This window comes from Variovorax paradoxus, from assembly GCF_902712855.1.
GTDB classification, from domain to species: Bacteria; Pseudomonadota; Gammaproteobacteria; order Burkholderiales; family Burkholderiaceae_C; genus Variovorax; species Variovorax paradoxus_Q.
The window spans coordinates 2,815,486-2,839,473 of sequence record NZ_LR743507.1 but is presented as its reverse complement, the minus strand read 5'-3'; the positions used below and the strand labels follow the sequence as shown (position 1 = coordinate 2,839,473).

Sequence of the window (23,988 nt, the reverse complement as noted above, 5' to 3'; positions counted from 1 at the left end):
CGGATTCCTACAGGCATTGCGGCTGCGGACTGCCCATGCCGAAGCGCGGCATCAGCGACTCGAAACCGGCCACCGCGCCGCGCTGCGCCGCGTCGACCGCGGCCGGGTCGTGCAGGGCCGAGGCCAGCTGGGCGACGAATTCCTTCCATTGCGCGGCCAGGCCCTCGGGCGCATCGACCGGATGGAAGTACCGCATCGGGTGCGGTGCCAGGCGCGGCCCGAGGCGCTTGAGCATGACCGCACCGCCGAGCTGGGAGCCCTCCAGCACATAGGCCAGGCCCCAGGCGAAGGCGGGGTCGCGCGAGGCATCGGCGAGCCGGCGGGCATCGCCCTCCCCGTGCGGCGTATCGAGCGGCTTGCCGACCGACGCGTCGTCATTCAGCCCGGCGTCGTCCAGGTCGAGCTCGAGTGCAGCCAGCCGGCGTCCGGCGCGGTGCGCCACGCGGTCCAGGCCCGGGTCGCCGGCGGCGGCCAGCGCCTCGCGCACCGACTCGAGCCAGGGACGCAACGCGCGCAGGTGCGCTGCGTAGTCGGCCAGGGAGGCGTTCTCTCGGGCGATGGGCAGGCTGCTGTCGAGCGCCTCGTGCAGCGCGTGGGTCGCGGTGCGCAGCGGGCGCAGCACTTCGGCCACGGATGGCGCGGTCGAAAGAGGAGCGGCCGCACTCATGGGGCCACCTGTTCCAGCGGCTCGTCGCCGCGAGATCGCGCCTCGCCGTCGAGGCCGGCGCACAGCGCGAAGAACTCGCCGAGGTCGGCGGCCTTGTCGAACACCGCATCGGCGCCGAGCTCGCGCGCCCAGTCGGCGATCTCGCCGGTGGCGTAATTGGTCAGTACCACCACCCGCTGGCCCGGACGGCACCTGCCGCAGCGCTTGACGATGCCCAGCCCCGACCCTTCCTGCAGGAACAGGTCGACCACGAGCAGGTCCCAGGCGGCCGGGTTCTCCTCGAGCCAGGCGACGGCTTCTGCTTCGGTGGTGGCGGTGCCGATGAGACGGATGTCGGCTTCGTCCTCCATCGCGGCGATCAGGTGGTGGCGGATGAGGGCGTTGTCTTCGACGAGGAAAGTGGAAAGCGGCACGGCTGCGGATGGTCGGTCTGCGAATGTGCCAAGCCTACGCGAACATGGCGCACGGCCGGTGAGCGTGCTTCCCTACATCCAGTAGGAAATTCGGCAAGAAGCACCCGTAAACTGGCATTGGACTTCCGCACCGACTTTCCTGCGAACTTCAGCCAACTCCTGCCAACTCTCGCCTTTGCTGGCGAACTACCGCCATGACTCAGCCCTCCGCCCCGGTCTCCCCTGCCCTCGTCGCCGCCTTCGCCCCGAACGGCACGCTGCGCGCCTCGATCAACCTCGGCAACCCGATCCTGGCCAACAAGGACGCCGCCACTGGCGCGCCGGTGGGCGTGTCGGTCGACCTGGCCCGCGAATTCGCCCGCCGGCTGGGCGTGGACATCGAGCTGGTGCAGTTCGAGAAAGCGGCTGCGTCGGTCGACGCGGTGAAGAACGAGAAGGCCGACATCGGCTTCTTCGCCATCGACCCGGCCCGCAGCGAGGGGTTGCTGTTCACCGCACCCTACGTGCTGATCGAGGGAGGCTACCTCGTTCCCGAATCGTCGGCGCTCACGGACAACGCACAGATCGACGCCAGGGGCCACCGCATCTCGGTCGGCTCGGGCAGCGCGTACGACCTGTTCCTCACGCGCGAGATCAGGGCCGCCGAGATCGTCCGGCTGCAAGGCGCAGGCCCCGCGCTGGCGGCGCTGCGCTCGGGCGAGGTCGAGGTGGCCGCCGGCATTCGCCAGATGCTCGAAGGCGAGGCGCGGCGCGCACCCGGCGTGCGCGTGCTGCCCGGGCGCTTCATGGTGATCCAGCAGGCCATGGGCACGCCGGCCAGCCGCGGCGCGCAGGCGCAGGCGCTGCTGGCGGGCTTCGTCGAGGAAATGAAGGCCAGCGGCTTCGTGGCGGACGCCCTGAAGCGCCACCGCATCGAGGGCGCCAGCGTGGCGCCCGCCGCCTGAGCCGCGGCCGGCCCTCGCAGCCGCGCTCCGGGCTCAGAGCTTGTACGCCTCGACCGGTCCCTGCGAATAGAACAGGAAGTAGCCGGTCGAGGTCTTGAAGCCGTTCTTCTGCCAGCCCGCCGGCACCTTGAAGATGCCGAGCTGCTCGCTCGCCACGCCCACGAAGGCGGTGTTTTCCTGGTCGGTGGTGATGCGGCTCCAGCGCTCGCGCGTCACGGGCCGCATCTGCATCTTCGGCTCGCTCCAGTCCGCCGTGCGCACCTTGTCGCGCATCACGTAGCGGTCGCCCTGCCGCTCGATCTTGACGAGCTCCCTGAGTGCGCCGTTCTGCTTCACGGCGTAGATGCCGACGAGGTCGGCTTCGGGTTCGCTGCGCGCGCCGCAGCCGGCCAGTGCCAGCGCGGCGGCAACGCCTGCTGCCGCGGCCAATGATCGGAATGAAGTCTTCATGGTGATGTTTCCCGGTGATCGTGAAAGGGACCGGGCACGCACCGCGGCGCTTCGGCAACCTGCGGCGCCGGCGACGCGTGCCCGCTCATTCAGGACTCAACGCTTCTCGTTGTCGCGCAGCTTCATGCTGCCCTGGAAGCGCAGTGCGTGCGGGTACGACTCCTTCTGCTCCCCGGTCGCCACCGCCGCCATGGTCTGCTCGCTGACCTCCGTCTTGGCCAGCAGCGGCGCCGGCAGGTTCACCACGCCCTTGATCTGGTCGTACTGCGCCTGCGTGATGCGGCCCACGCTCAGCAGCCGGAACGCATCGCGCTCGATGTTCAGCAGCAGCGGCTTGTTGCCCGCGAGGCTTTGCGCGTTGGCCAGCAGCGCGCTCCAGGAGGGCGCGCTGTAGTTGGTCACGTAGTAGTCCTGCCCCGTCGGCCCTGCCAGCACCGCGGTGCAGCCTGGCAGCTCGACCTGCGTGCTGTTGTTCGACATCACGAAGGTGGTGCGCTGCGCCAGCGCGTCGCCATACGCCAGCGTGACCGGGATGGTCCACGTCGAGGCCGGAAACTGGTTCTGATTGGGGAACGACTCCTGCGTGATGTTCACGTAGGTGCTGTTGCCCGCGCATTGCGCATCCACCGTGAGCAGCGGAATGCCGGTCTGGCGGATCAGGCTGTCGCCGATCTCGCTGACCTTCTTTCCGCCGCTGGCCTTCTCCAGCGAGGCCCACAGGCGCGACGGCGTGACGTTGCCGAACGCGTAGTCCTTCAGATAGATCTGCAGGCCCTTCTGCATCGCCTCCTCGCCGATGTAGTTCTGGATGGTCTCCAGCACGTGGCTGCCCTTGTTGTAGACGAAGATCGACGGGCTGATGAAGCCGAACGAGCCCGCGTCGTTGAGGTTGCGCTGCACCGGCACGGCGGTGTTTTTCAGGTCGGCCACGATCACGTTGTGCTTGTCGAGCACGTAGTCGGAGAAGCTGTAGTACTCGGGGTGGAACTTGATCGTGGTGCGCCGTTCGAACCAGCGCGCGAACGACTCGTTGAGCCACACGTTGTCCCACCAGTCGAGCGTGACCAGGTCGCCGAACCACTGGTGCGCCACCTCGTGCGTGACCACCGTCACCGAGTACAGCGTGGGCGTGTCGCCCGGCTTGGTTAGCACCGCGTCTGCGAATTCGAAGATCGAACCCCAGTTCTCCATGCCGCCAAAGCCGGTGTTGGGCTTGTTGTCGTAGCTGTCGTTGGCCGCCACGGTGTCGAACTTCTTGAACGGCAGCGGGATGCCGGTATACCTGTAGTAGTAGTCCATCGACACCTTCGTCCACTCCATCGCGAACTTCGCCCAGTCGGAGCGTCCCGGCGGGGTGAACCAGCGCAGCGGCATGTCGGTGCCGTCGAGCGGGCTCTTGAAGGTGTCGGCCAGCACGTCGAATTTGCCGCCGCCGAAGAAGGTGAGGTACATCGGCATCGACGGCGTCTTCTCGAACGACACGCGCTGGTAGCCGTCGGGCAGCTTCACCGCCTCGGTCTGCGCGCCGTTCGACACGGTCTTCCAGTCGCCCGGCACCTCGGCCGAGATCTCGAAGGTATGGCGGAACGCCGGCTCGTCCCAGCCCGGGAACCACTGCCGTGCGTAGTTCGTCTCGCCCTGCGTCACGATGGCGTCGCTGCTCACGCCTTCGGGGGTCGACAGGCCCACCTTGAAGATGCCGGTGGCGGCCGAGCAGAACGGGTTGCGCGCCACTTCGGCCGGCGGGCAGTACTCCGCATCGGAGAACTGGATCTTGCCGTCCCACTCCATGTGCAGCAGGTACTTGCCCTTGGCGATCTGCCCGTCGTTCAGCCGCAGCTGCACGAAATCGCCCAGTGTCTGCGGCGTGGGAATGAGCGCGATCGCCTCGCCCGGGTTCGACACCTTGCGCAGCGTGGTGCGGCCCTTCGCGAAGTTCAGGTTGTGCGCCGCCACAACGATGGCATCGACCGGCTTGAGCACCTCGATCTCCACGTCGCCGCGGCCGGTGAAGGTCTTCAGCGCCGCATCGGGCCGGAACCACAGCTTGTAGTTGCTCGGCCAGACGGTGTCGGGCAGTTCCATCGGCCTTGCGGATCGATCCACCGCGGCCACGGCCGCGTCGGCGACCGAAGGCACGCCGTCGTCGGGCGACTTCTTGGTCGCGTCGGACGACGGCGCGAAGGCCACCGGGTCCGACGGCGCACCGAGCGCGACGCCGCCGCCGCCGAGCGATGCGCCACCGCCGCTGTTCCCACCGCCGCCGCAGGCCGTCAGCACGGCAAGGGTCACCGCGGTGATGGCAAGATGATTGAAGGCCACGGGTGCACTGAATTTTTTCATGATCGCCTCTGGGTACTCTTGGTAAGAACATGCGCCGCCCTGCACGCACCGGCGGATGGCCGGCGATGCGCATGACGCGCGCGGTGATGGAAAGAAGAACAACCGACGCAGCGGCGGGCAGCACGGCACCCTCCCGGCGAACCATCGGTTCGTCAGGACGAAGCGGCCACCCGGAATTCATCGCGGCAATTCAGGCGGTCCCAGGATGCGCGGCGCGAGCGGCGCCATGCCCGTCGTCATGCGGGGTCTCGAAGAAAACGGAAAACGCGGGGGTGCTGGCTCAGTGCCCGTGCAAGGGCGCGCAGCGTCGGCGCGGCGGCGTGCGGACAGCATCGGCGCGGACGTGCTTCGTCGCCGCCGTGGAAGGAATTGCTGCGGCTCTTGTCGTTGGTTTCACGCGCGCCCCTCGTCCATTGAAGTGCGCCAGTTTTAGCTGAACGATTGCGTCAGCTCAACGACTCGCGGAACTTTTCCCTCTCAAAATGTTCGCGCGCCATAGACCGAATGGCGTCATGGCACGCAGTGCGTGCCACGCCATACGAAGATGGTTCTGCCGCCGAAACACCTGCTCACGCAGGTGATGGAAATCGGCTGCACACACTGTGACCGCGCGGCCACAGTACGAAGGTACAAGCCTCGAGGATCGCTACGAAAGCTGCGAACCGGAGACCGCAGTGGCGCTGCGCGAGCGGTCGCGCAGCCACAGCAGCAGGCCGCAGGCGAACACCACCGCCTGCGTACCGATGAGCAGCGCAAAACCCGCGAAGAAGCCCGAGGCCGATGCCGCCGAGGTGGCGGCACCCGCAGTGCCCGAACCGTGCGACACCGCGGCGATCACGCCACCCATCAGCGCCGGCATGAAGCCCGCCACGAGGCTGCCTGCGCCGTTGGTCACGCCGAACGCACTGGCCGTGTGCTCCGGCCGCGAGCAGTACTGCACCGTGCTCGGGATGGCCGGGCTCTGCAGGCCCCAGAAGAAGTTGGCTGCCACCAGGCAGCAGGCGGCCGCATACGGGTCGCGTGCGCTGATCGCCATCAGCACAGACAGCGCCACGCCCACGCTCGCGCCCATGAAGATGAAGGGCACGCGCTCGCGTCCCACCTTGTCGATCAGCACGCCGCCCACGAACACCGCGAGCACCGTCGCGTACTGCGGCAGCGAGGCCAGCCAGCCCATCTCGCGCAGCGAGAAGCCGCGCGCCTCGCGCAGGTACGTGGGCAGCCAGTTGCTGCTGCCCCAGAGGTAGGCCAGTGCCGCCGAGGTCAGCAGCGTGATGAGAAACAGGTGCCGCGTGTGCAGCGCTCCCTTCACGATGCCGCCCACGCGCGCCATCGCCTCGCCGAACGACGAAGGCCTGACGCCGTTCTCATGCGACACGGGCATGCGCACGAAGGCCAGCACCAGCGGAATGCCCAGCACGATGTTCATGATGCCGAGCACATGGAACGAGGTGTCCCAGGCGAACTGCGTGAGCAGGTAGCCCACCAGCGGATAGCCCACCGCGAGGCCGAGCCCCGTGCCCATGTTGACGAAGGCGTTGGGCTTGCCGTTCTCGTCGCTGCGGAAATGCGCCTTGATGTACGCCGATGCCAGCGAGAACAGCGGGCCTTCCGACACGCCCAGCAGGATGCGCGATGCCAGCAGCATGCCGTAGCTGTCGAACATCGGCGAGGCCCATGTCACCACGCCCCACAGGATCAAACCGTAGATCAGGCTGCGCCGCACGCCGAACAGCGCCGAGCAGAACGGCGTGAGCACGAAGGCCGACACGCCGTAGCCCAGCATGAAAGCCGTCGCCAGGAAGCCCTGGCTCACGCGGTCGTCGGCCGCGAGGCCCACGTGCTCGAGGAAGGCCTTGTCGGTGATGAGCACCGCAATGTTGATGCGGTCCACGTAGGAGATCGCGACGATCACGAACAGCGTGATGACGCCGTACCAACGGAAGTTCTTGCTGCTCTGCATGGCGTGTCCTGCGGGTGTTGGGTGATGAGGCGCCGCTGCGCCCTAGAAAGCATGGCGCATGCCGAACTCGGCGCCGCTGGAAGCGCGGTTCACCGCGGTGATCGCGCCCGTGAGTGCGGCCGATGCACCGTTGCTGTTGGTGATCCGCGCGATGGTGGCGTAGAGCGCGGTGCGCTTCGAGAGGTTGTGGACGTAGCCGATGGCGAGCTTCGTCGACGTGGGCTTGCGCAGCGCGCCGGCCGGCTCCAGCCGGTAGCGCGCGTACGAGGCCTTGATCTCGCCGGGCCCGATGGGCAGCTGGAAGCCGACGAGCGCCCCCTTGGCGTCGGTGGTTCCTTTCGACTCCTTGTACAGCTCGCTCGTGAGCTTGAGGTTCATGAGCGACGGGCCGAAGGTGTAGGCCGCGCCCAGGTTGGTCACGCGCAGGTCGCCGCTCGCATAGCGTGTGCGGCCCGTGGCCAGCGCGACGTTGATGCCGCCGGACTGGTAGCCGAAGCGCGCGCCGGTGTGGTCTCCGTCGTGGCGGTTCGGCACCAGCGTGCCGGGCAGCACCGAACTGGAGTCGTTCTCGCCCATCGCATACATCACCTGGCCATAGAAACCGCCGAGGCTGGCCGGCAGCAGGTAGCCGATGCTGTTCGAGGCGCGCGTGCCCGTGGGTGCCACCAGGCCGCCCAGGCCCGAGAAATAGATCTGGTTGGCGCCAATGCCGCTGCCGGTGCCGAAGGGGTCGAAGATGGCGGTGTTCCAGAAGGCCGGCACGTAGTCGCGGCCCAGCCGCAGTTCGCCGAATGCGCCGGCCAGGCTCACGGTGGCGCGGCGGTTGAAGCTCAGCAGGCCCGCCGTGCCGTTGCCGCTGGCCTGGTTGTTCGAATTCGACGGGAAGCCGGTGGCATTGTCGTTCTGCAGGCCCATCTCGAGCCAGAAGTTGGCCGAGTAGCCACCGCCCAGGTCTTCGGTGCCGCGAAAGCCCAGGCGGCTGAACATGTTGCCGCTGTTGGTCAGCTGCGTCTTGTGCGCCGAGCCGTCGCCGCTGCCCCTGGTGTAGGTGACGGCGGCATCGACCACGCCGAACAGCGTGAGGGAAGACTGGGCCAGCGCTCCGCCAGCCGCGCTGATCGAAACCAGCGTGAGCAAGTACTTTTTCATTGAATGTCTCTGTGGTTCTGCTTCTGGCCGGAGGCCCCGGGGATTCAGATGTCGAGCACCAGGCGCTCGCCCTTGCAGCGCGAGACGCAGATCATCATGGTCTTGTTGGACGCACGTTCGATCTTGGTGAGGATGCCGTCGTGGTGGTCGACCTCGCCTTCGAGCACCGCTGTCTCGCAGGCGCCGCACACGCCTTCCTTGCAGCTGTGGTCGGGGTTCAGGCCGGCATCCAGCAGGCTGTCGAGGATCGACTTGCCTGCCGGCACCTCGACGCTCTTGCCGCTCTTCGCGCACTCGACCGTGCATCCCTGCGTGGCGCTCGGCGCTTCCACGTGCACCGCGGCAAAGCGCTCGATGTGCACGTTGGCGTAGCCGAGCTGCTCGCAGCTTTTCTCGAACGCATCGAGCATCGGCGTGGGGCCGCAGCAGTAGTAGTGGCTGGCCTCGCCCTTGCCTTCCAGCAGTTCCGCGAGCCGGGGCGGCGAGCCCTTCTCGTCGTCGAAGTGCCAGGTGAGCTGCACCTGCTTTTCCTTCGCAAGCGCCTCGATGGCTTCGCAGAAGGCCGCTTCCTTGCGGGTGCGTGCGCAGTACACGATCTCGACCGGTTTGCCGATGGCCACCAGCCGTTGCAGCATGCACCAGATGGGCGTCACGCCGATGCCGCCGGCCACCAGCACCGAGCGTTCGGCGCCCTCCTCGAGCTTGAAGTTGTTGCGCGGCGCGGAGATGGGCAGCGTCATGCCCACGCGCAGCTGCTGGTGCACGTAGCGCGAACCGCCGCGGCTCTTGCGGTCGTTGAGCACGCCCACCACGTAGCGCTGGCGGTCGCTCGAAGGGTTGCACAGCGAATAGCTGCGCACCAGGCCGTTGGGCAGGTGCAGGTCGATGTGGGAACCGGCCTCGAAGGCGGGGAAATCCACGGCCGGCGTGGCCGGGCGGAACTCGACGCTCACGATGCCGTCGGCTTCATAGCGCATGGTGTGCACAAGGGCGTTCAGCGTGGGGGAAGACATGGGTAACTACCTCTTCAAAGATCCGGAATCAGTCCGGAAACACCGCGGAACCGGCTTTGCCGGGCCGCTGGTGTTGCCCCTTGCAAGGGGGTGGGAGGCCACACGAAGTGGGCAAGCCTTGGGGGTCAGCCAATTTGCGCCGCTGCCAGGTTGCGCATGTGGCGGCGCAGGCGCACGATGCCCAGGTCGTGCTGGTACAGGTTCTCGTGCTGGTTGGCGTCGGCCTCCATCTCCTCGAGCATCACGCGGTCCTGCTCCAGCACGTGCCAGTGGCGCGCCTCGAGGCGGTTCCGGTACAGGAAGCGCCAGGTGTCGCGCTGCCAGTCCTTCGGCAGCTTGCGCACGCGCCAGAAGAAGGTGGCCGTCATGCCGTTGGCCATGGGCGAGAAGGCACCGATGATGATGAAGTTGCCGCCGGGGCCGCCGGTCTTCGGATATGGAATTTCAAGCCGCATCCAGTGGATGCCGGTGTCGGCCCATTCGGTCCAGTCGAAGTTGACGTTGCGCTGGCCTTCCTTCTCGAACACGAAGCCGATGTCGGTCTGGCGAATGCCGAACTTGGCGCTGGAATCGCCCTCCGCCATCGAGTGCGACTGCTTGTGCAGATACGTGCCGTGCATCGGGTCCATCACGTTGTCGAGCACGTAGCGGTAGTCGCCCTTCCACTCGGTGTAGCAGAGGAACGAGGAGTATTCGGCGTCGTCGGTGAGCTGCTCGGGCAGCACCAGCGGCGGCGGCACGTCGACCGATTCCTTCGCGTTGTAGAGGAACACCGCGCCCGCGCGCTCCTGCACATGGAAATGCCGCGTGGCCTGCGAACCTTCGAGCTTGCAGCCGGGGCTGCCGGGCACGCGCGTGACCACGCCGTCGTGGCGCACTTCCACGCCGTGGTACGGGCAGGAGAGCCGGTCGCCCAGGATCACGCCCTGCGACAGCGGCGCACCGCGGTGCGGGCAGCGATCTTCCAGCGCATGCAGCACGCCTTCGCCGTCGCGCCACAGCGCGAGCTTGCGGCCGAGGCGGCGCAGGGAGACGGGGTTCTCCTTGATGAAATGCGAGGGGCAGATCGGATACCAGAGGTCCTTCAGGCCGATCTCGAGCAGATGGTCGACCGGGTCTGCGGCGACGGGTTGGATGGCGATGGTCATGATGATTCCTCTCAGCCGGCCAGCGTGGCCATTTCCTTGCGATACAGCGCCTCGGTCCAAGGCTGGCCGCCGGGGGTGGCAAGGCCGCTGTCGTTGAGTCGCTGCACGAGGCCGGGCAGATCGTGGATGCCGTCTGCGAAGGCGCGCTCGATCACGTCGCCCAGCAGGTCTTCGTAGGTGGTTGCGGGGCGCTGGCGCGCCTGGTGCGGTTGCAGGTAGCGGTCTTGTGTTTGCATCGTGTGCCTCCGTTGGAACGAAGTGGAATGGATCAGGCGGCGGCCGTGGCCGGCGTGCCGAGCGGCGCGGTCCAGGCGTCGTAGCCGTAGACCCAGTCGGCGTTGCCGCCATCGCGCAGCCAGTTGTTGCCGCGCGAGCCGAGCTGCACCTGACTGGCGCGAGCCATGCGCGCGGTCTCGAAGTCCTTCAGCGCCGCCGGCACGTCGTCCATGGCCACGCCGTCGAGGTGGCGCGACAGCACCACGGCGTCCTCGATCGCCATGCCCGCGCCCTGCGCCATGAAAGGCAGCATCGGGTGCGCGGCGTCGCCCAGCAGCGCCATGCGGCCCTGCGCCCATGCGGGCATCGGGTCGCGCTCGTACAGCGCGGTCTTCAGCACCGTGTCGCAGGCGTCCAGCAGCGCGCGCGCCTCGGGGTGGTAGGCCGCGTACTGCTCGCGCAGTTCGTCGACGCTGCCCGGCGCGGTCCACGACTCCAGGTGCCAGGTGTCCTGCGGCGTGGTGGCGAAGATGAAGATGTCCTTGCCGCGGTTCAGCGGGAACGTGACGATCTGGCTCTGCGGGTTCGGGCCCCACCACTTGGTGAAGGCGCCCAGGTTCGGCACGTCGGCCACGCGCTCGGCCGGCACCACGGCGCGGTAGGCGACGATCCCGGTGAAGCGTGGGCTCTCGGCGCCGAACATGGCCGTTCGCACGCACGAGTGGATGCCGTCGGCACCGATGAGCGCGCCCACGCGGGCGCTGGTGCCGTCGGTGAAGGCGATGGTCACGCCGGCGCCGTCTGGCGTGATCTTCTCGGCGCGCTTGCCCAGCGCCACCTGCTCCGCCGGAAACATGTCCGCGAGCGCGGCCAACAGGTCGGCGCGGTGAATGGTGAGCTGCGGCGCGCCGTAGCGCTCCTCGGCCGATTCGGCCATCTCGAGGCGCGAGGTTTCCTCGCCGGTGTCGTAGGTGCGGCTGATGCGATGCGACGGGCGCGCCGCCGTCACGCGGGCCGCGTCGCCCACGCCGAGGCCGTCGAGCGCACGCACCGCATTGGGTGTGAGGTTGATGTCCGCGCCGACGCGGGCGAACTGCTTGGCCTGCTCGAACACGATCACGTCGTGGCCGGCGCGCCGCAGCGCAATGGCGGCGACCAGCCCGCCGATGCCGGCGCCCACGATGCCGATGGTCGATTCGCTTGTCTTCATGGCGCTGTCCTTACTCGGCAACGATGTTGCGGGCCTTGATGATCCGGGCCCATACGGCCGTCTCATCGCGGATGTAGGCAGCGAACTCCGCGGGCTTCATGGCCGCGTCCGTCATGCCCTGGACCTTCAGGCGCTCGCGCACTTCGGGCGTCGACAGCATCTCCGCCGCGTCCTTCGCGAGTTGCTCGACCACCGCGGGCGGCGTGCCCTTGGGCGCCATCAGGCCGTACCACGAGGTCACGGTGACGCCCTGGATGCCCTGCTCCGCCAGCGTCGGGATGTCGGGAGCGGCCGCGCTGCGCTTGGCCTCGGTCACCCCGATGGCGACCAGCTTGCCCTGCTTGAGGAACGGCAGCGTCGCGGGCAGGTTGCTGAACATCAGCGGCACCGAGCCACCGAGCACATCGTTGAGTGCGGGTGCGGTGCCCTTGTACGGCACGTGCAGCATGTCGATGCCGGCCTGCTGCTTGAACAGCTCGCCCGCCAGGTGAAGGCCGCTGCCCACGCCCGGCGAGGCGTACGACAGCGTGTTGGGCTTGGCCTTGGCCTGCGCCACCAGCTCCTTCGCGTTCTTGATGCCCGAGGCGGGCGAGGCCACGAGCACGTTGGGCGCCTTGGCCAGCATGGTGACGGGCACGAAGTCCTTCGCCATGTCGAACGGGAAGTTGGGCATCAGCGTCGGGTTGATGGTCACGTTGCCCGCCGGGATCACCAGCAGCGTGTGGCCGTCGCCCTTGGCGCGCTTGACCTTGTCCATGCCGATGTTGCCGGCGGCACCCACCTGGTTGTCGACCACCGCCGCCTGGCCGTAGCGCTTGGCCAGGCCGTCGGACAGCACCCGGGCCAGCGTGTCGACCGGCCCGCCGGGCGGGAACGGCGAGATGATGGTGAAGCGCTCGCTCGAGAGCTGCTTCTGCGCCTCGCTCTGCTGCGCATGCACCGGCGCGCCCAGGGTCAAGGCCGCGAGCGCGGCGAACAGGACGGAAAAGGAAAAACGTCTTTGCATGATGGTCGGGTGGGTCATTTCTTCTCGGTCAGGAAAGCACCTTTCGGGCCTTCTGCGTTCTTCTGGCGGCGCGTGTGGCCGTCGAGGCCGCCATCGACCGCCCATTCGGCGAACACCGTGGGGCCGGGCTCGAACTCGCGCGGCTGCCAGTCGGCGGTGAGCTGGTCCTCGTCGGCGTAGTACTCGATGAGGCCGCCGGCCGGGTTCTTGAAGTACCAGAAGTACGCGGACGACACCGGGTGGCGGCCCGGGCCGAGCTGGGTTTCCCAGCCGCGGCGCGAGAAGTGCAGCCCGCCGCCGAACACCTCGTGGATGTCGCGCACCGTGAACGCCACGTGGTTGAGCCCGCGCTTGCCCGACGGAATCTGCAGCAGGAACAGGTCGTGGTGGCCGCCCTCCGGTGCGCAGCGCATGAATGCGCCGCGGTTGGGATAGCTGTCCGAGGCGACGAAGCCGAAACGCTGCGCATAGAAAGCACTGGTGGTCTTCACGTCGTTCACGAAGAACACGACGTGGCCCACCTCGATGGGCGTCGCGCGTTCGTAGATCGGCGCGGGCTGGTTGACGCGCGGTTTCGCGTTCCAGGTGTTCATGGCGCCGCAGTCGACCTGCACCGCGTGCTTGCGGCTGACCTGCAGACGCACGGCGAGGCCGTTGGGATCGATGCAGCCGATGCGGCGCGCGCCGTCGACCATGGTGTCGAAAAAGGCAGGGTCGTGCGCGATGGCCGCGGCGTAGCGGTCGAGATCGGCCTCGCCATGCACGCCCCACACCACTTCGCGCAGCGTCGGGCCGTCCTCCATCGCAGGCGGCAGGCCGGGCTTGTCCGACGCCGCGACGACCACCCTGCAGCCGTTGAGGCATTCGAAGACGAGTTCGTCAGCGGCCTCGGATTTCAACGCGAGGCCCCAGTCCTCGAAGAACTGGCGGCAGGCGGGCAAGTCGTCCGCGCCGTAGGTGATCTGGTCGATGCCAAGTACGCTCATTTCAATCTTCCTTTCATGCGGACCGGAACACCCGCCGCACCGAACGGCTCGCTCCAGGAATACCGCGGAACCGGCTTTGCCGGGCCGCAGGTATTGCCCCCTGCAAGGGGGCGGCGAAGCGACACGAAGTGCGCGAAGCCTGGGGGTGTGCTCCAGTCCTCCGCGGAACCGGCTTTGCCGGGCCGCAGGTATTGCCCCCTGCAAGGGGGCGGGCGAAGCGACACGAAGTGCGCGAAGCCTGGGGGTGTGCTCCAGTCCTCCGCGGAACCGGCTTTGCCGGGCCGCAGGTATTGCTCCCTGCAAGGGGGTTGGCGCAGCGACACGAAGTGCGCGAAGCCTGGGGGTTTTTCATGGTGCTGCCCACGGGAGCGGTTGTTCGTTCGTGCCCCAGTACATGCTCTTCTGCTCCATGTACTGGAAGATGCCTTCGCGGCCCTTCTCGCGGCCCAGGCCGCTGTCGCGCCAGCCGCCGAAGGGCGTGGACACGGAGAACTGCTTGTAGGTATTCACCCAGACCGTGCCGGCCTGCACCGCACGGCCCAGCTTCCAGGCGCGCTTGAAGTCGCGGCTCCACACGCCGGCAGCCAGCGCGTAGACGCTGTCGTTGGCCTGGGCGATCAGCTCTTCCTCGTTGTCGAAGGGCATCGCGACCAGCACCGGGCCGAAGATTTCTTCCTGCGTGGTGCGCGCGCCGTTGCTCAGGCCTTCGATGATGGTCGGCTTGTAGAAATAGCCGTTGTCGTAGCCGACGCCATGCGGGCGCACGCCGCCGGTGCGGATGCGGCCGCCCTCGGACACGCCGAGGTCCACGTAGCGCTCGATGCCTTCGCGGTGCTTCGCCGTGATGAGCGGGCCCATCTGCGTGCGCTCCGAAGCGGGGTCGCCCACGCGCAACGCATTGGCGCCTTCGGCCAGCCGCGTGAGGAACTCGTCGTAGATGCCGCGCGCGACGAACAGCCGCGAACCTGCGATGCACGATTCGCCCGACGAGCTGAAGATGCCGTACAGCACGCCGTTCACCGCGTGGTCGAGGTCGGCGTCGTCCAGCACCATCGTGGGCGACTTGCCTCCGAGCTCCAGCGACACCGGCATCATCTTGTCGGCCGCGATGTGGGCGATGTGCCTGCCGGTGGTGGTGCCGCCGGTGAACGACACGCGCTTGACCAGCGGGTGCTTGGTGATGGCGTCGCCGATCACCGAGCCCCTGCCCGGCAGCACGCTCACGATGCCCCTGGGCACGCCGGCCAGCTCGCAGATGCGGGCCAGCTCCAGCGCCATCAGCGGCGTGACTTCGGCGGGCTTGACGACCACCGCGTTGCCCGCGGCGAGCGCGGGCGCCAGCTTCTGCGCCTCGCTGGCGATCGGCGAATTCCATGGCGTGATGGCCGCGACCACGCCCATGGGCTCGTGCACGCTCATCGTCACGAAGGCGCCGCGCGACGGTGTGATGGTTTCCTCGAGCGTCTCGAGCGCGGCTGCGAAGAACTGGAAGGTGCCCGCGGCGCTGGCCACGAGGTTGCGGGTTTCGCTGATGGGCTTGCCGTTGTCCAGCCGCTGCTTCTGCGCGAGCGGCTCGGCCTCTTCGCGGATCAGTTGCGCCACGCGGTGCAGCACGGCCGCGCGCTCATGCGGCAGGCGCTGCGCCCAGCCGCTGGTGCGGAATGCGCGGTCGGCGCCGGCAATGGCTTCCTCGACGTCGGCCAGGCTCGCGGCCCGCAGGCGCGCGATGGGCTCGCCGGTGGCCGGGTACAGGCTTTCGTAGACGTCGCCGCCGCCCAGGCGCCATTCGCCGGCAATGCAGATCGGAAGGAGTTTGGAGGAAATCATGGGGTGGCTCTAGGGTCGGGCTCGACTGTTCAGATTGCCAGCGCGGCCACGCGGTTGCGCAGCGCACGCACGGCGCTGTACACGGTCAGCGCGGAGGTCTTGGGATTGGCCGCGAGCGGCTTGTTGCGCATGGTCAGCTCGAAGCTGCCGAACGCGCCGTCGGCTTCGACGGTGTGCACGTTCTCGGCGGTGGCGGGGTCGGCAATGAGGCGCACCAGCGTGCGGTCGAGCCCGAGTCCGGCGAGCGACACGGTGGCCGCGACGTTGGCGTTCTTCGGGTACAGCAGTGCCGCTTCGCGAGCGCTGCCTTCGAAGATCACGGTTTCGCTCGACAGCGCGTCGAGGTCGCGGCCCTGCTCCGCCGGCGTGCCTTTCCAGGCATGCGGCGGCTTGCGGCCGGTGTAGCGCACGCTGTCGAGGCCGCCGATGCGGGCCGCGGCGAGCGCGTCGATGGCACCGATAGCGCCCGGGATCAGCTGCACCTGCGTGCCGCCGGCCACCGCAGCGGCCTCGAGCTTTTCCGCGAAGCCGGGCGCAGACAGCGCACCAACCGAGGCGACCACGCAGGGTGTGCCGCGCGCCAGTGCCGGCAACACGTGCTGCTCGATGGCAGCATGGCCGGCGGTCTCGACCACGAGGTCGATGCCTTCGGCGGGCACGGCAGTGCCGGGCTGCGCATCGGGCGCCAACCTCTGTGCGATCGGCCGTGCGGCGGCAATGCCGTCCGCGGGCACGACGACGGCCACCACCTTCAGGGCGGCATCGCCGCGGAGCAGTTCGAGCACGGAGGTGCCGATGGCTCCGCAGCCGACGAGTGCGATGCGCGTGGGTGCGGTCATGGAACGGGCTCCGCTCACTTAACTGGCCGCGCCAAGCGCCGGGATCTGCGTGACCGTGTTGGTCGGCGGGCCGGCAAAGGTGGTCTTGAAGCTGCCGATCGACAGCATGTCGATCTCCAGCAGGAACGGCCCTTCGGCGGCCAGCGCCTCGCCGAGGCGCTCCGGCAGGTCGGCCAGGTTCTGCACGCGGGCGTGCGGCAGCGCGATCGACTTGCACAGCAGGTCGTAGTCGGGCGTGTGCAGCTCGGCATAGCACTGGCGGCCGCCGTACTGCGCGTCCTGGATGTTCTTGATGACGCCGTAGCTCTTGTCGTTCATGAGCACGATCACCATCGGCGCCTTCTCCTGCACCATGCAGGCGAGCTCGCCCAGGTTCAGGATGAAGCCGCCGTCGCCGGCCAAGCAGAAGGTCTTGCGACCCGAGCCCGTCACCGCAGCGCCGATGGCCGCCCCGATGGCCATCGGCATGCCCTGACCGATGCCGCCGCCCGTGGCGTGCACGCCGGCGCTGGGCTCGAAGATGCGCAGCTCGCGGTTGCCCCAGGTGCTGTTGGAAACGGTGACGTCGCGCACCCAGTTGAACTTGCGACCCGCCGCCGACTGGAGCTGGCGCACGAGTTCGGCGTACGGGCCGAGGCCGTCGCGCAGCGTGGCCACTGCCTGGTCGTGCGCGGCGCGCAGGTCGGCCAGCAGTTGCGCATCGGCCTTGTAGCCGGCGGCTTCGAGGCGATCGGCCAGGCCTTCGAGGGCCAGCGCCGAGTCGCCGCAGACAAAGGCCTCGGAGGCATAGCAGCGGCCTTCGGCGGCGGCATCGGCGTCGATGCGGTACAGCGGGCGCGGCAGCTTCAGTTCGTACTTGAGCGTTTCGTTGCCGCGCAGGCGCGAGCCGACCACGAGCATCGCATCGCAGGTTTGGTAGAAGGCCTCGACCGGCTTCTGGATGTTGTAGGCGCCGAGCGAGCCGGCATCGTCCTCGGGCACGGTGCCGCGGCCCTGCGTGGTGGTGACCACGCCGAAGCCCAGCTTCTGCAGGCGCTGGATCGCGGCGCGGGCGTGGCGCGCACCGCCGCCGACCCACAGCAGCGGGCGCTTGGCTGACGCGAGGCGCGCGGCCAGCGCATCGAGACCGGCAGCCGAGGGCACGGGGCGCTCGATGGGCAGCGGCGAGAGGTCGGCCGGCATCGTGGTGAGCGCCGACTGGATGTCGATCGGGATCTCCACGCTCACCGGCCCGGTCGGCGCCGTCAGCGCAAGCTGCACCGCGCGCTTGAGCGTGCCGAGTGCGGTCTCGACGCTGCGCACGCGCAGCGCGGCCTTCGACACGGCCTTGAGCATGGTGAGCTGGTCGGGCGCCTCGTGGATGTACGACATGCCCTTGTCGAGGTATGGCGTCTCGATCTGCCCGGTGATGTGCAGCAGCGGCGCGCCGGCCGTGAGCGCCTCCACCATGCTCCCCGCGATGTTGCCGGCCGCCGGGCCGGTGCTGGTGATGCACACGCCCAGGCTGGCGGTGGAGCGTGCATAGGCGTCGGCCATGTTGCCCGCGCCGGCCTCGCCGCGCGCCGAGATGAACCGCACCGTGCCGCGCTGAGCGAAAGCATCGAGGATCGGCATGTTGTGGATCGAGATCACGCCGAAGGCTGCCTTGACGCCGCACTGCTCGAGGAAGGCAGCGACGACCGCGCCGACGGTGACGGTGTTGTTGGGGTTATGCATGACGTGACAGGCCTCCGGAGATGTCGATGTGGCTGCCCGTCGTGTACGACGCGAGGGGCGAAGCAAGGAAAAGGATCGCGCGTGCGGCTTCTGTCGGAAGCCCCAGGCGACCCAGCGGAATGTGTTTGTTCTTCGCGAGCTGGCCGCTCCAGGCAGCCCAGCCGAGTGACTTGTCCTCGCGTGCCTCGAAGCGGCGGCGCCACTGGCCCGACTCGACCAGGCCGATCAGGATGCCGTTGACGCGAACGCCCTGCGGCGCGAACTCGGTGGCCATGGAGCGCACCAGATTCAGCAGGCCGGCGCGCGCGGCCGAGGTCGCGACCATGTGCGGCTCGGGCTGGCGCGCCAGCAGCGAATTCGCGCAGACGATCGATGCATCGCCCAGGGCCGCGCGCTGTGTTGCCAGCTGCGGCAGGAAGGCACGCGTCGGATTGATCACCGAGAAGAACTTCAGATTGAGCTCTTCGGTCCAGGCCGCATCGTCGGTGTCGGCGAAGGTCGAGACACGGCCCTGCCCTGCATTGTTGACGAGCATGGAAGCCGGGCCGAGCGCCGCTTCGCTGGCGGCAGCGAAGGCGCGCACGGCGCCGGCGTCGAGCACGTCGCAAGGCTGCGAGAAGAGCCTGGCGCCGGGGTGCTGCTTGCGCAGGCCGGCAACGGCCGCATCGAGCCGCTCGGCATTGCGCCCGCACAGCGCCACCGAGGCGCCGCAGCCCAGCAGCAGTTCGACGGTGGCGAGACCGATGCCCGACGAGCCGCCAGTGACCACGGCCACGCGGCCCGCCAGCGCGTCGGCGGAGAAGAACGCAGGGGAAGAGAAAGCTTTCGTCATGGGGCGCAGGTGTGTCAGGCGCTGCGAAGCGGCACCACCTTGGCGGCGCGCGACGGCGAGTAATTGAGCAATCCCGAGATTTCGTCGGCGGTACCACGCACGCGCTGCACCATCTCGTCCATGCGGCTCTCCTCGATGTGGCCGGCGGTGACGGTGGCGCCCAGCGCCGCCACGATGTGGCCGCTGTGGTCGCGCACCGGCGCGGCGATGCTCGAGATGTTCGACTCGAAGAAGCCCTCGCCCAGCACATAGCCGCGCTGGCGGTCGGCCTGCACCATGTCGAAGAGTTCGTTCACGGTCTTCGGCGTGCTCGGCGAGAAGGTCTCGAGCTTCTCCTCGGGGTAGAGCGCGCGCAGCTGCGGCAGCGTGAGGTCCTCGAGCAGGATGCGCCCGAGCACCGTGGCGTGGGCCGGCAGCCGCGTGCCCACGGTGACCGAACTGGCGAACGGCGTGGGCGGCGCCACCTTGGCCACGTACACGATGGAGCGCCCGTCGCGCACCACGAGGTTGCATGGCGTGCGCAACTCGTCGCACAGGCGGTTGAGCAGCGGCGTGCCCAGCTGCGTGAGCTCCAGCGACGCGAGGTACTCGAAGCCCAGGCGCAGCACAGCCAGGCCCAGGCGGTAGTCGCGCCCGCCTTCCGCGCGCTCGAGGAAGCCCATGTTCTCCAGCGTGGTGAGCAGGCGGAAGACGGTGGAACGCGGCAGGTCGAAGCGGCGCGCCAGCTCGGGCGCGGAGAGCGTGCGGTTCTCGCGGCTGAACTCGCACAGCACGCGCAGCCCGCGCTCCAGCGCGGGCACGTTGTAGCGGTCGGCGCCCTCTTCCATCACTTCGTTGTCGTTGTTGGCCATGCCTGTTGTTTCCTTGGATGTCTTGTGTTCGTTGCGTGTCAGCCGGCGAGCGATTCGCGCAGCAGCGTGGCGACGGCCTGCGGTTGCTCCACATAGCCGGCGTGCCCCGCATCGTCCAGCAATTCGAGCGGCACGCCACACCGGCTCGCCACCTCGGCGCACGAGGCCGGCGGCGTCACCACATCGAGCGCGCCGCAGGCCACGCGCACCGGCATGGTCAGCGGCAGGTCGGCCAGCAGGTCGGCGTTGCACAGCAGCTCGACGGCCTGGCGGTAGCCGCGCTCGTTCAGGCGCGCCATGTTCCAGCGCACCCACTGGCGCGCGTGGTCGCTGGCCTTGTCGGACACCAGCCGGCCCGCGCGTTTCGCGGCCATGCCGGCGATGCCGAGCTCGTCGAGCGTGGCCAGGCGCTCGGTGCGGACCCTGGCGCGCGCCTCGGCGCGGTCGGCCGCGCCGTAGCCGATGGCCGGGCTCACGAGCACGAGCCGGCGAATGCGCTTGTCGGTGCGCGCAGCCGCCGCGGCGGTGATTGCACCGAGCGAGTGGCCTGCGAGCACGCACGAATCGATGTCCAGCGCATCGAGCAAGGCGCCCAGCCGTGCCGCGTAGTCGAGGGCCTTGGGCGCTGCGGCGTCGAGCGGCGTCGAACTGCCGTAGCCCGGTGCATCCCATGCGATGAAGCGCGCCTGCGATGCGAGCAGCGCCGCGGTATCGATCCACGAGGCCGCACCCGAGCCGATGCCGTGCAGGCACACGACGACCGGACCCTTCCCGCACTCGCGCACCGACACCACGGCACCGCCGCCCACGGCCACATCGCGGGCCGGAAAGCGGGCGTCGAGCCGCGCCAGCTCGGAGGCCGGCAGCGACAGGGCGTCGGAAGCGTCGATGTTGCTCATCGCCGGGCTCAGCGCTTGATCTTCGCCAACGGATGATCGGCGGGGTACGTCGGCGTCACGGGCTTCTTCGCGCCCAGCATCACGCACATCAGCGCATCTTCGTCGCCGATGTTGATCTCCTCGCGGTACACGCCGGGCGGCACCGAGATCAGGTCGCGGTCGGTCATGATGGTCTCGAAGCGCTCGCCGTCCTTCTCGATCACCACCTTGAGCTTGCCGCGGATCAGGAAGAACACTTCTTCCACATCGGTGTGGAGGTGAGGCGGGCCTTCATGCCCGGCGGGAATCACCATGGTGGAGAAGGTGAAGTGCTCGGCAGGAACCGTGTTGACGTCCTTGGCGACGCCGGTGCCGCCCGTGCCCACGTAGCGCATCTGCGCGCGGCGGAACTTGGGATCGAAGTCGGCCTGGAACTTCAGCGCGTCCCAGTCGTACTTGCGGGTCTCGTAGCGCGCGATGCGGCTGTTCATCCATTCCGCGAGGCTCGAGCCTTCGGGCTGCGCCAGCGTGGTGGCGGGCGCAGCGTTGATGTTTTGTTGTTCGGACAGATCGCTCATCGGGAAACTCCTTGGTCGGAAAGTTGGGTCGCTCGTTGGTCAGTGCATCGCGAAGCCGCCGTTGACGGCCAGCAACTGGCCGGTCACGAAGCGCGACAGGCCGGACAGCAGGAACAGGGTCGCGCCGCAGACGTCGGCCGCCTGCTGCTCGCGCGGAATGGCACGGCCTTCGAGGTATTTCTGGTGGCGCGCCATCGGCACGTATTCGGTAGCCTCGACCAGCGTGAGACCGGGTGCCACGGCATTGACGGTGATGTTGTCGCCGCCCCATTCGCGCGCCAGCGAACGCGTCATGGAGATGACGGCACCCTTGCTCGACGCGTAGGCCAGCAGGTTGGGCGCGCCCCACAGCGCGGTGTCGGACGCGAGGTTGACGACGGCACCGCGCCCGCTGGCGGCCAGTGCGCCGCGGCAGGCCCGGCCCATGAGCCAGCTTCCGCGCACGTTGACGTTCATCACGCGGTCCCACATGTCGATCTCGAGCTGGTGCGCATCGCGGCCGCCCGAGTTGGTGATGGCGGCGTTGTTCACCAGTCCGTCCAGTCCGCCGAGCAGCCGGATGGCTTCGTCGGCACAGCTCGCGATGGCCTCGGGATTCGACAGGTCGACCGGCAGCGCGTGCGCGGTGTGGCCTGCGTCGCGCAGCGCCTGTGCCTCGCCGTGCGCGAGATCGCCGAGGATGTCGGCCAGCACCACGCGGGCACCTGCTGCGGCAATGCACTGCGCAAACGCCAGCCCGAGGCCGCGCGCGCCGCCGGTGACCAGGACGCGCCGGCCGGCCAGCAGGTTGGCGGGCAGTTCGGCGAGCAGCGCCTGCAGGCTGGACGGATCGGGCATGGCTTTGAGTTCGGTCATGGGAATGTGTGGCGTTCGGATCAGTCGGCCTGGATGCCGAGCTCCTTGATGACCTTGCCGAAGCGCGTGTAGTCGGCGGCGTTGGTCTTGCCGAGCACGGCGGCTTCGCCGCCCACGGGCGTGGTGCCGAGCACCGCCATGCGCGCGCCGATGTCAGGCATCCGGAGGATTTCGTTGAAGTGGCCGTTGAGCGTCTTCACGGTCTCGGCCGGCAGGTTGCGCGGGCCCCAGAGGCCGTTCCATGCGGTGACCTCGACGTCCTTGAAGCCCAACTCGGCGAGCGTCGGCACGTCGGGCGCGAGCGGCGAGCGCTGGGCGGAGGCCACGGCCAGCGGACGCAGCTTGCCATTGGCGAAGTACGGCGCGACGGGGCCAAGTGTGATGAAGGTCACCGGCACATGGCCACCCAGCACGTCGTTGACGGCCGGTGCGACGCCCTTGTACGGCACATGCGCCAGGCTCGCACCCGAGGCGCGGGCAAACATCTCGCCGAGGATGTGCATCGGCGATCCGCTGCCCGGGCTCGCGTAGCTCAATGTCTTGCCGCCCTTGGCCGCTGCCACGACGTCCTTCACGCTGGCGAGGCCGCTGCCTCCGCCGGCCACGAGGAACAGCGGCTGGCTGCCGGTCTGCACGATGGGCGTGAAGCCATTGAGCACGTCGTAGCCCGACGAACCGTTGGTCTTGAGCACCAGTTGCGCGATCGAGAAGGTGCTGGGCGCGAGCAGCAGCGTGTAGCCATCGGGCGCTGCCTTCGACACGTATGCGCTTCCGATGATGCCGCTGGCACCGGGCCGGTTGTCGACCACCACGGGCTGGCCGAGTCGCGTGGCCAGCTTTTCAGCGAAGAGCCGTGCCAGCGCATCGGTGTCGCCACCGGCCGGATAGGCGACGACCAGCGTGATCGGCTTGCTCGGGTAGCTGTCTGCCCAGGCGAGTCCGGAGGCGCAAGCGGCGGCCAGGGACATGGCAGCGGCGATGGCATGGCGGCGTGTGTGTTGCATCGTTTCCGTGGGTCGCTGTTTGTTTCTCTAATGAAACATCGATTTATTAATGGAACGAAACGAAGAATACCGACGAAGACAACTTCGTGACTAGGTAGAAACCCTAGTCGACTTCGCGAAGTGGTAACGCGCTGAAAACGAGCGGACTTCCCGGAGACCGCTCGTCGGAATCGCAGAAGAACGCACGCGCGATCAGGCGCCGTAGCGGGCCAGCGCGAGGCCGTCGATGTCGATCTCGGGCGCCCGGCCCGCTAGCAGGTCGGCCATCAGGCGCCCGTGCCGGCGGCCATGGTCCAGCCCAGGGCGCCGTGGCCGGTGCTGAGCATCAGATTGGGACCGCGGGTGGCGCCGACCACGGGGGGGCCGTCGGGCGTCATGGGGCGCAGGCCGGTCCAAAAGGAAGCATCGCGCACGTTGCTGCCGCGGGGAACAGGTCCGTCACGACGTGCTCCAGCGTGTCGCGCCAGCGCGCATCCAGCCGCAGGTCGAAGTCCGAGAGCTGCGCCGTGCCGCCCGCGCGAATTCGATCGCCCAGGCGCGTGACGGCCACCTTGAATGTCTCGTCCATCACGGTGGATTCGGGTGCGCCGCCCGCGTCGGCAATGGGCACGGTGATCGAGAAACCTTTAAGCGGATACACCGGCAGGCCGATGCCCAGGGGCCTGACCAGCGCAGGCGAATGGCCGCCGAACGCGACCACATAGCGCTCGGCGGTGAAGCGGCCGGCATCGGCGCGCACTGCCGCCACGCCGCGCGCCGCTTCATCTCGATAGCCTGGATGTTCACGCCGAATCTGAAGGTGACGCCTGCAGCCCACGCAAGCGTCGCCGGCGCGTGAGTGAACTTGAAACAGCCGCCCGTCTCGTCGCCCGGCAAGCGCAGGTCGACGAAGAACTTCTGCTTCACCCCGGCGAGCGCAGGTTCGTGTTGCACGCAGCCTTCGCGGTCGAGCAGCTGGTACGGAACGCCCGACGCCTCGAGCACTTCGACGTCCTTCGCTGTGCCGTCGAGTTGCTGCTGCGTACGAAAGAGCTGCAGCGTGCCCTGCATGCGCTCGTCACAGGACAACCCTCCAAGCCACGCCAGTGAGGCTGCCGAAG

23 protein-coding genes and 1 pseudogene are annotated in these 23,988 nt (G+C 68.4%); 1 reads left to right on the top strand and 23 read right to left on the bottom strand.

The genetic code is table 11. From position 1 onward, the window contains the following. Window positions 1-7 precede the first annotated feature (7 nt). The gene (locus AACL56_RS12990) at window positions 8-667 is read right to left on the bottom strand and encodes a biliverdin-producing heme oxygenase (protein WP_339090227.1); all 660 of its coding nucleotides are present in this window, start codon (window positions 665-667) and stop codon (window positions 8-10) included. Then, the gene (locus tag AACL56_RS12985; protein ID WP_339090226.1) at window positions 664-1,080 is read right to left on the bottom strand and encodes a response regulator; all 417 of its coding nucleotides are present in this window, start codon (window positions 1,078-1,080) and stop codon (window positions 664-666) included. Before AACL56_RS12985 ends, AACL56_RS12990 begins: the two co-directional genes overlap by 4 nt. 194 nt (window positions 1,081-1,274) lie before the next feature. Here AACL56_RS12985 and AACL56_RS12980 point away from each other — a divergent pair, with 194 nt between their 5' ends. Next, window positions 1,275-2,024 carry a transporter substrate-binding domain-containing protein gene (locus AACL56_RS12980; RefSeq protein ID WP_339090225.1) on the top strand — a complete coding sequence of 250 codons (750 nt, stop codon included), beginning with the start codon at window positions 1,275-1,277 and terminating at the stop codon, window positions 2,022-2,024. 33 nt (window positions 2,025-2,057) lie between these two features. Here AACL56_RS12980 and AACL56_RS12975 read toward each other — a convergent pair whose 3' ends face one another. The 21 genes and pseudogenes from AACL56_RS12975 to AACL56_RS12875 form a co-directional block, all read right to left on the bottom strand. After that, window positions 2,058-2,474 (bottom strand): hypothetical protein, encoded by a 417-nt coding sequence (locus AACL56_RS12975; RefSeq protein ID WP_339090224.1) that lies wholly within the window; start codon window positions 2,472-2,474, stop codon window positions 2,058-2,060. Window positions 2,475-2,570: 96 nt separating this feature from the next. After that, window positions 2,571-4,817, bottom strand: a complete 2,247-nt coding sequence (locus AACL56_RS12970; protein WP_339090223.1) for a M1 family metallopeptidase — start codon at window positions 4,815-4,817, stop codon at window positions 2,571-2,573. A gap of 646 nt (window positions 4,818-5,463) precedes the next feature. Further along, window positions 5,464-6,780: an MFS transporter gene (locus tag AACL56_RS12965; protein WP_339090222.1), complete on the bottom strand. Its 1,317-nt coding sequence runs from the start codon at window positions 6,778-6,780 to the stop codon at window positions 5,464-5,466. A gap of 42 nt (window positions 6,781-6,822) precedes the next feature. Further along, on the bottom strand, window positions 6,823-7,929 hold the full coding sequence (locus tag AACL56_RS12960; protein ID WP_339090221.1) for a porin: 1,107 nt from the start codon (window positions 7,927-7,929) through the stop codon (window positions 6,823-6,825). A gap of 44 nt (window positions 7,930-7,973) precedes the next feature. Then, complete coding sequence (locus AACL56_RS12955) at window positions 7,974-8,942, bottom strand: PDR/VanB family oxidoreductase (protein ID WP_339090220.1); 969 nt, start codon at window positions 8,940-8,942, stop codon at window positions 7,974-7,976. Window positions 8,943-9,067: 125 nt separating this feature from the next. Then, window positions 9,068-10,090, bottom strand: a complete 1,023-nt coding sequence (locus tag AACL56_RS12950) for an aromatic ring-hydroxylating oxygenase subunit alpha (protein WP_339090219.1) — start codon at window positions 10,088-10,090, stop codon at window positions 9,068-9,070. 11 nt (window positions 10,091-10,101) lie between these two features. Continuing rightward, window positions 10,102-10,326, bottom strand: coding sequence for a recombinase-like helix-turn-helix domain-containing protein (locus AACL56_RS12945; protein ID WP_339090218.1), 225 nt, complete (start codon window positions 10,324-10,326; stop codon window positions 10,102-10,104). Window positions 10,327-10,358: 32 nt separating this feature from the next. Then, window positions 10,359-11,516, bottom strand: a complete 1,158-nt coding sequence (locus tag AACL56_RS12940; protein WP_339090217.1) for an FAD-dependent monooxygenase — start codon at window positions 11,514-11,516, stop codon at window positions 10,359-10,361. A 10-nt stretch (window positions 11,517-11,526) separates the two neighbouring features. Further along, the gene (locus tag AACL56_RS12935; protein WP_339090216.1) at window positions 11,527-12,522 is read right to left on the bottom strand and encodes a tripartite tricarboxylate transporter substrate binding protein; all 996 of its coding nucleotides are present in this window, start codon (window positions 12,520-12,522) and stop codon (window positions 11,527-11,529) included. A gap of 14 nt (window positions 12,523-12,536) precedes the next feature. Then, window positions 12,537-13,508: a VOC family protein gene (locus tag AACL56_RS12930; protein ID WP_339090215.1), complete on the bottom strand. Its 972-nt coding sequence runs from the start codon at window positions 13,506-13,508 to the stop codon at window positions 12,537-12,539. A gap of 348 nt (window positions 13,509-13,856) precedes the next feature. Next, window positions 13,857-15,335, bottom strand: a complete 1,479-nt coding sequence (locus AACL56_RS12925; RefSeq protein ID WP_339090214.1) for an aldehyde dehydrogenase — start codon at window positions 15,333-15,335, stop codon at window positions 13,857-13,859. A gap of 29 nt (window positions 15,336-15,364) precedes the next feature. Next, entirely contained in the window at window positions 15,365-16,174 is an 810-nt protein-coding gene (locus AACL56_RS12920; protein WP_339090213.1) for an aspartate dehydrogenase, read from the bottom strand. Window positions 16,175-16,192: 18 nt separating this feature from the next. Beyond that, the gene (locus AACL56_RS12915; protein WP_339090212.1) at window positions 16,193-17,890 is read right to left on the bottom strand and encodes a thiamine pyrophosphate-binding protein; all 1,698 of its coding nucleotides are present in this window, start codon (window positions 17,888-17,890) and stop codon (window positions 16,193-16,195) included. Continuing rightward, on the bottom strand, window positions 17,883-18,722 hold the full coding sequence (locus AACL56_RS12910) for an SDR family oxidoreductase (protein ID WP_339090211.1): 840 nt from the start codon (window positions 18,720-18,722) through the stop codon (window positions 17,883-17,885). The genes AACL56_RS12915 and AACL56_RS12910 overlap by 8 nt, the downstream gene beginning before the upstream one ends. Before the next feature lie 14 nt (window positions 18,723-18,736). Then, window positions 18,737-19,573 carry an IclR family transcriptional regulator gene (locus AACL56_RS12905; RefSeq protein WP_339090210.1) on the bottom strand — a complete coding sequence of 279 codons (837 nt, stop codon included), beginning with the start codon at window positions 19,571-19,573 and terminating at the stop codon, window positions 18,737-18,739. 38 nt (window positions 19,574-19,611) lie between these two features. Continuing rightward, window positions 19,612-20,472: an alpha/beta fold hydrolase gene (locus AACL56_RS12900; RefSeq protein WP_339090209.1), complete on the bottom strand. Its 861-nt coding sequence runs from the start codon at window positions 20,470-20,472 to the stop codon at window positions 19,612-19,614. A gap of 8 nt (window positions 20,473-20,480) precedes the next feature. Next, a complete protein-coding gene (locus AACL56_RS12895; RefSeq protein ID WP_339090208.1) occupies window positions 20,481-21,029 on the bottom strand; it encodes a cupin domain-containing protein in 549 nt (182 codons plus the stop codon). 39 nt (window positions 21,030-21,068) lie between these two features. Then, entirely contained in the window at window positions 21,069-21,866 is a 798-nt protein-coding gene (locus tag AACL56_RS12890; protein ID WP_425337059.1) for an SDR family oxidoreductase, read from the bottom strand. 38 nt (window positions 21,867-21,904) lie between these two features. Further along, window positions 21,905-22,888 carry a tripartite tricarboxylate transporter substrate binding protein gene (locus AACL56_RS12885; RefSeq protein WP_339090206.1) on the bottom strand — a complete coding sequence of 328 codons (984 nt, stop codon included), beginning with the start codon at window positions 22,886-22,888 and terminating at the stop codon, window positions 21,905-21,907. 266 nt (window positions 22,889-23,154) lie between these two features. After that, window positions 23,155-23,265 carry a hypothetical protein gene (locus tag AACL56_RS12880; RefSeq protein WP_339090205.1) on the bottom strand — a complete coding sequence of 37 codons (111 nt, stop codon included), beginning with the start codon at window positions 23,263-23,265 and terminating at the stop codon, window positions 23,155-23,157. Next, window positions 23,262-23,938 (bottom strand): annotated as a pseudogene (locus tag AACL56_RS12875) (FAD-dependent oxidoreductase). Before AACL56_RS12875 ends, AACL56_RS12880 begins: the two are co-directional and overlap by 4 nt. Between the last annotated feature and the right edge of the window lie 50 nt (window positions 23,939-23,988).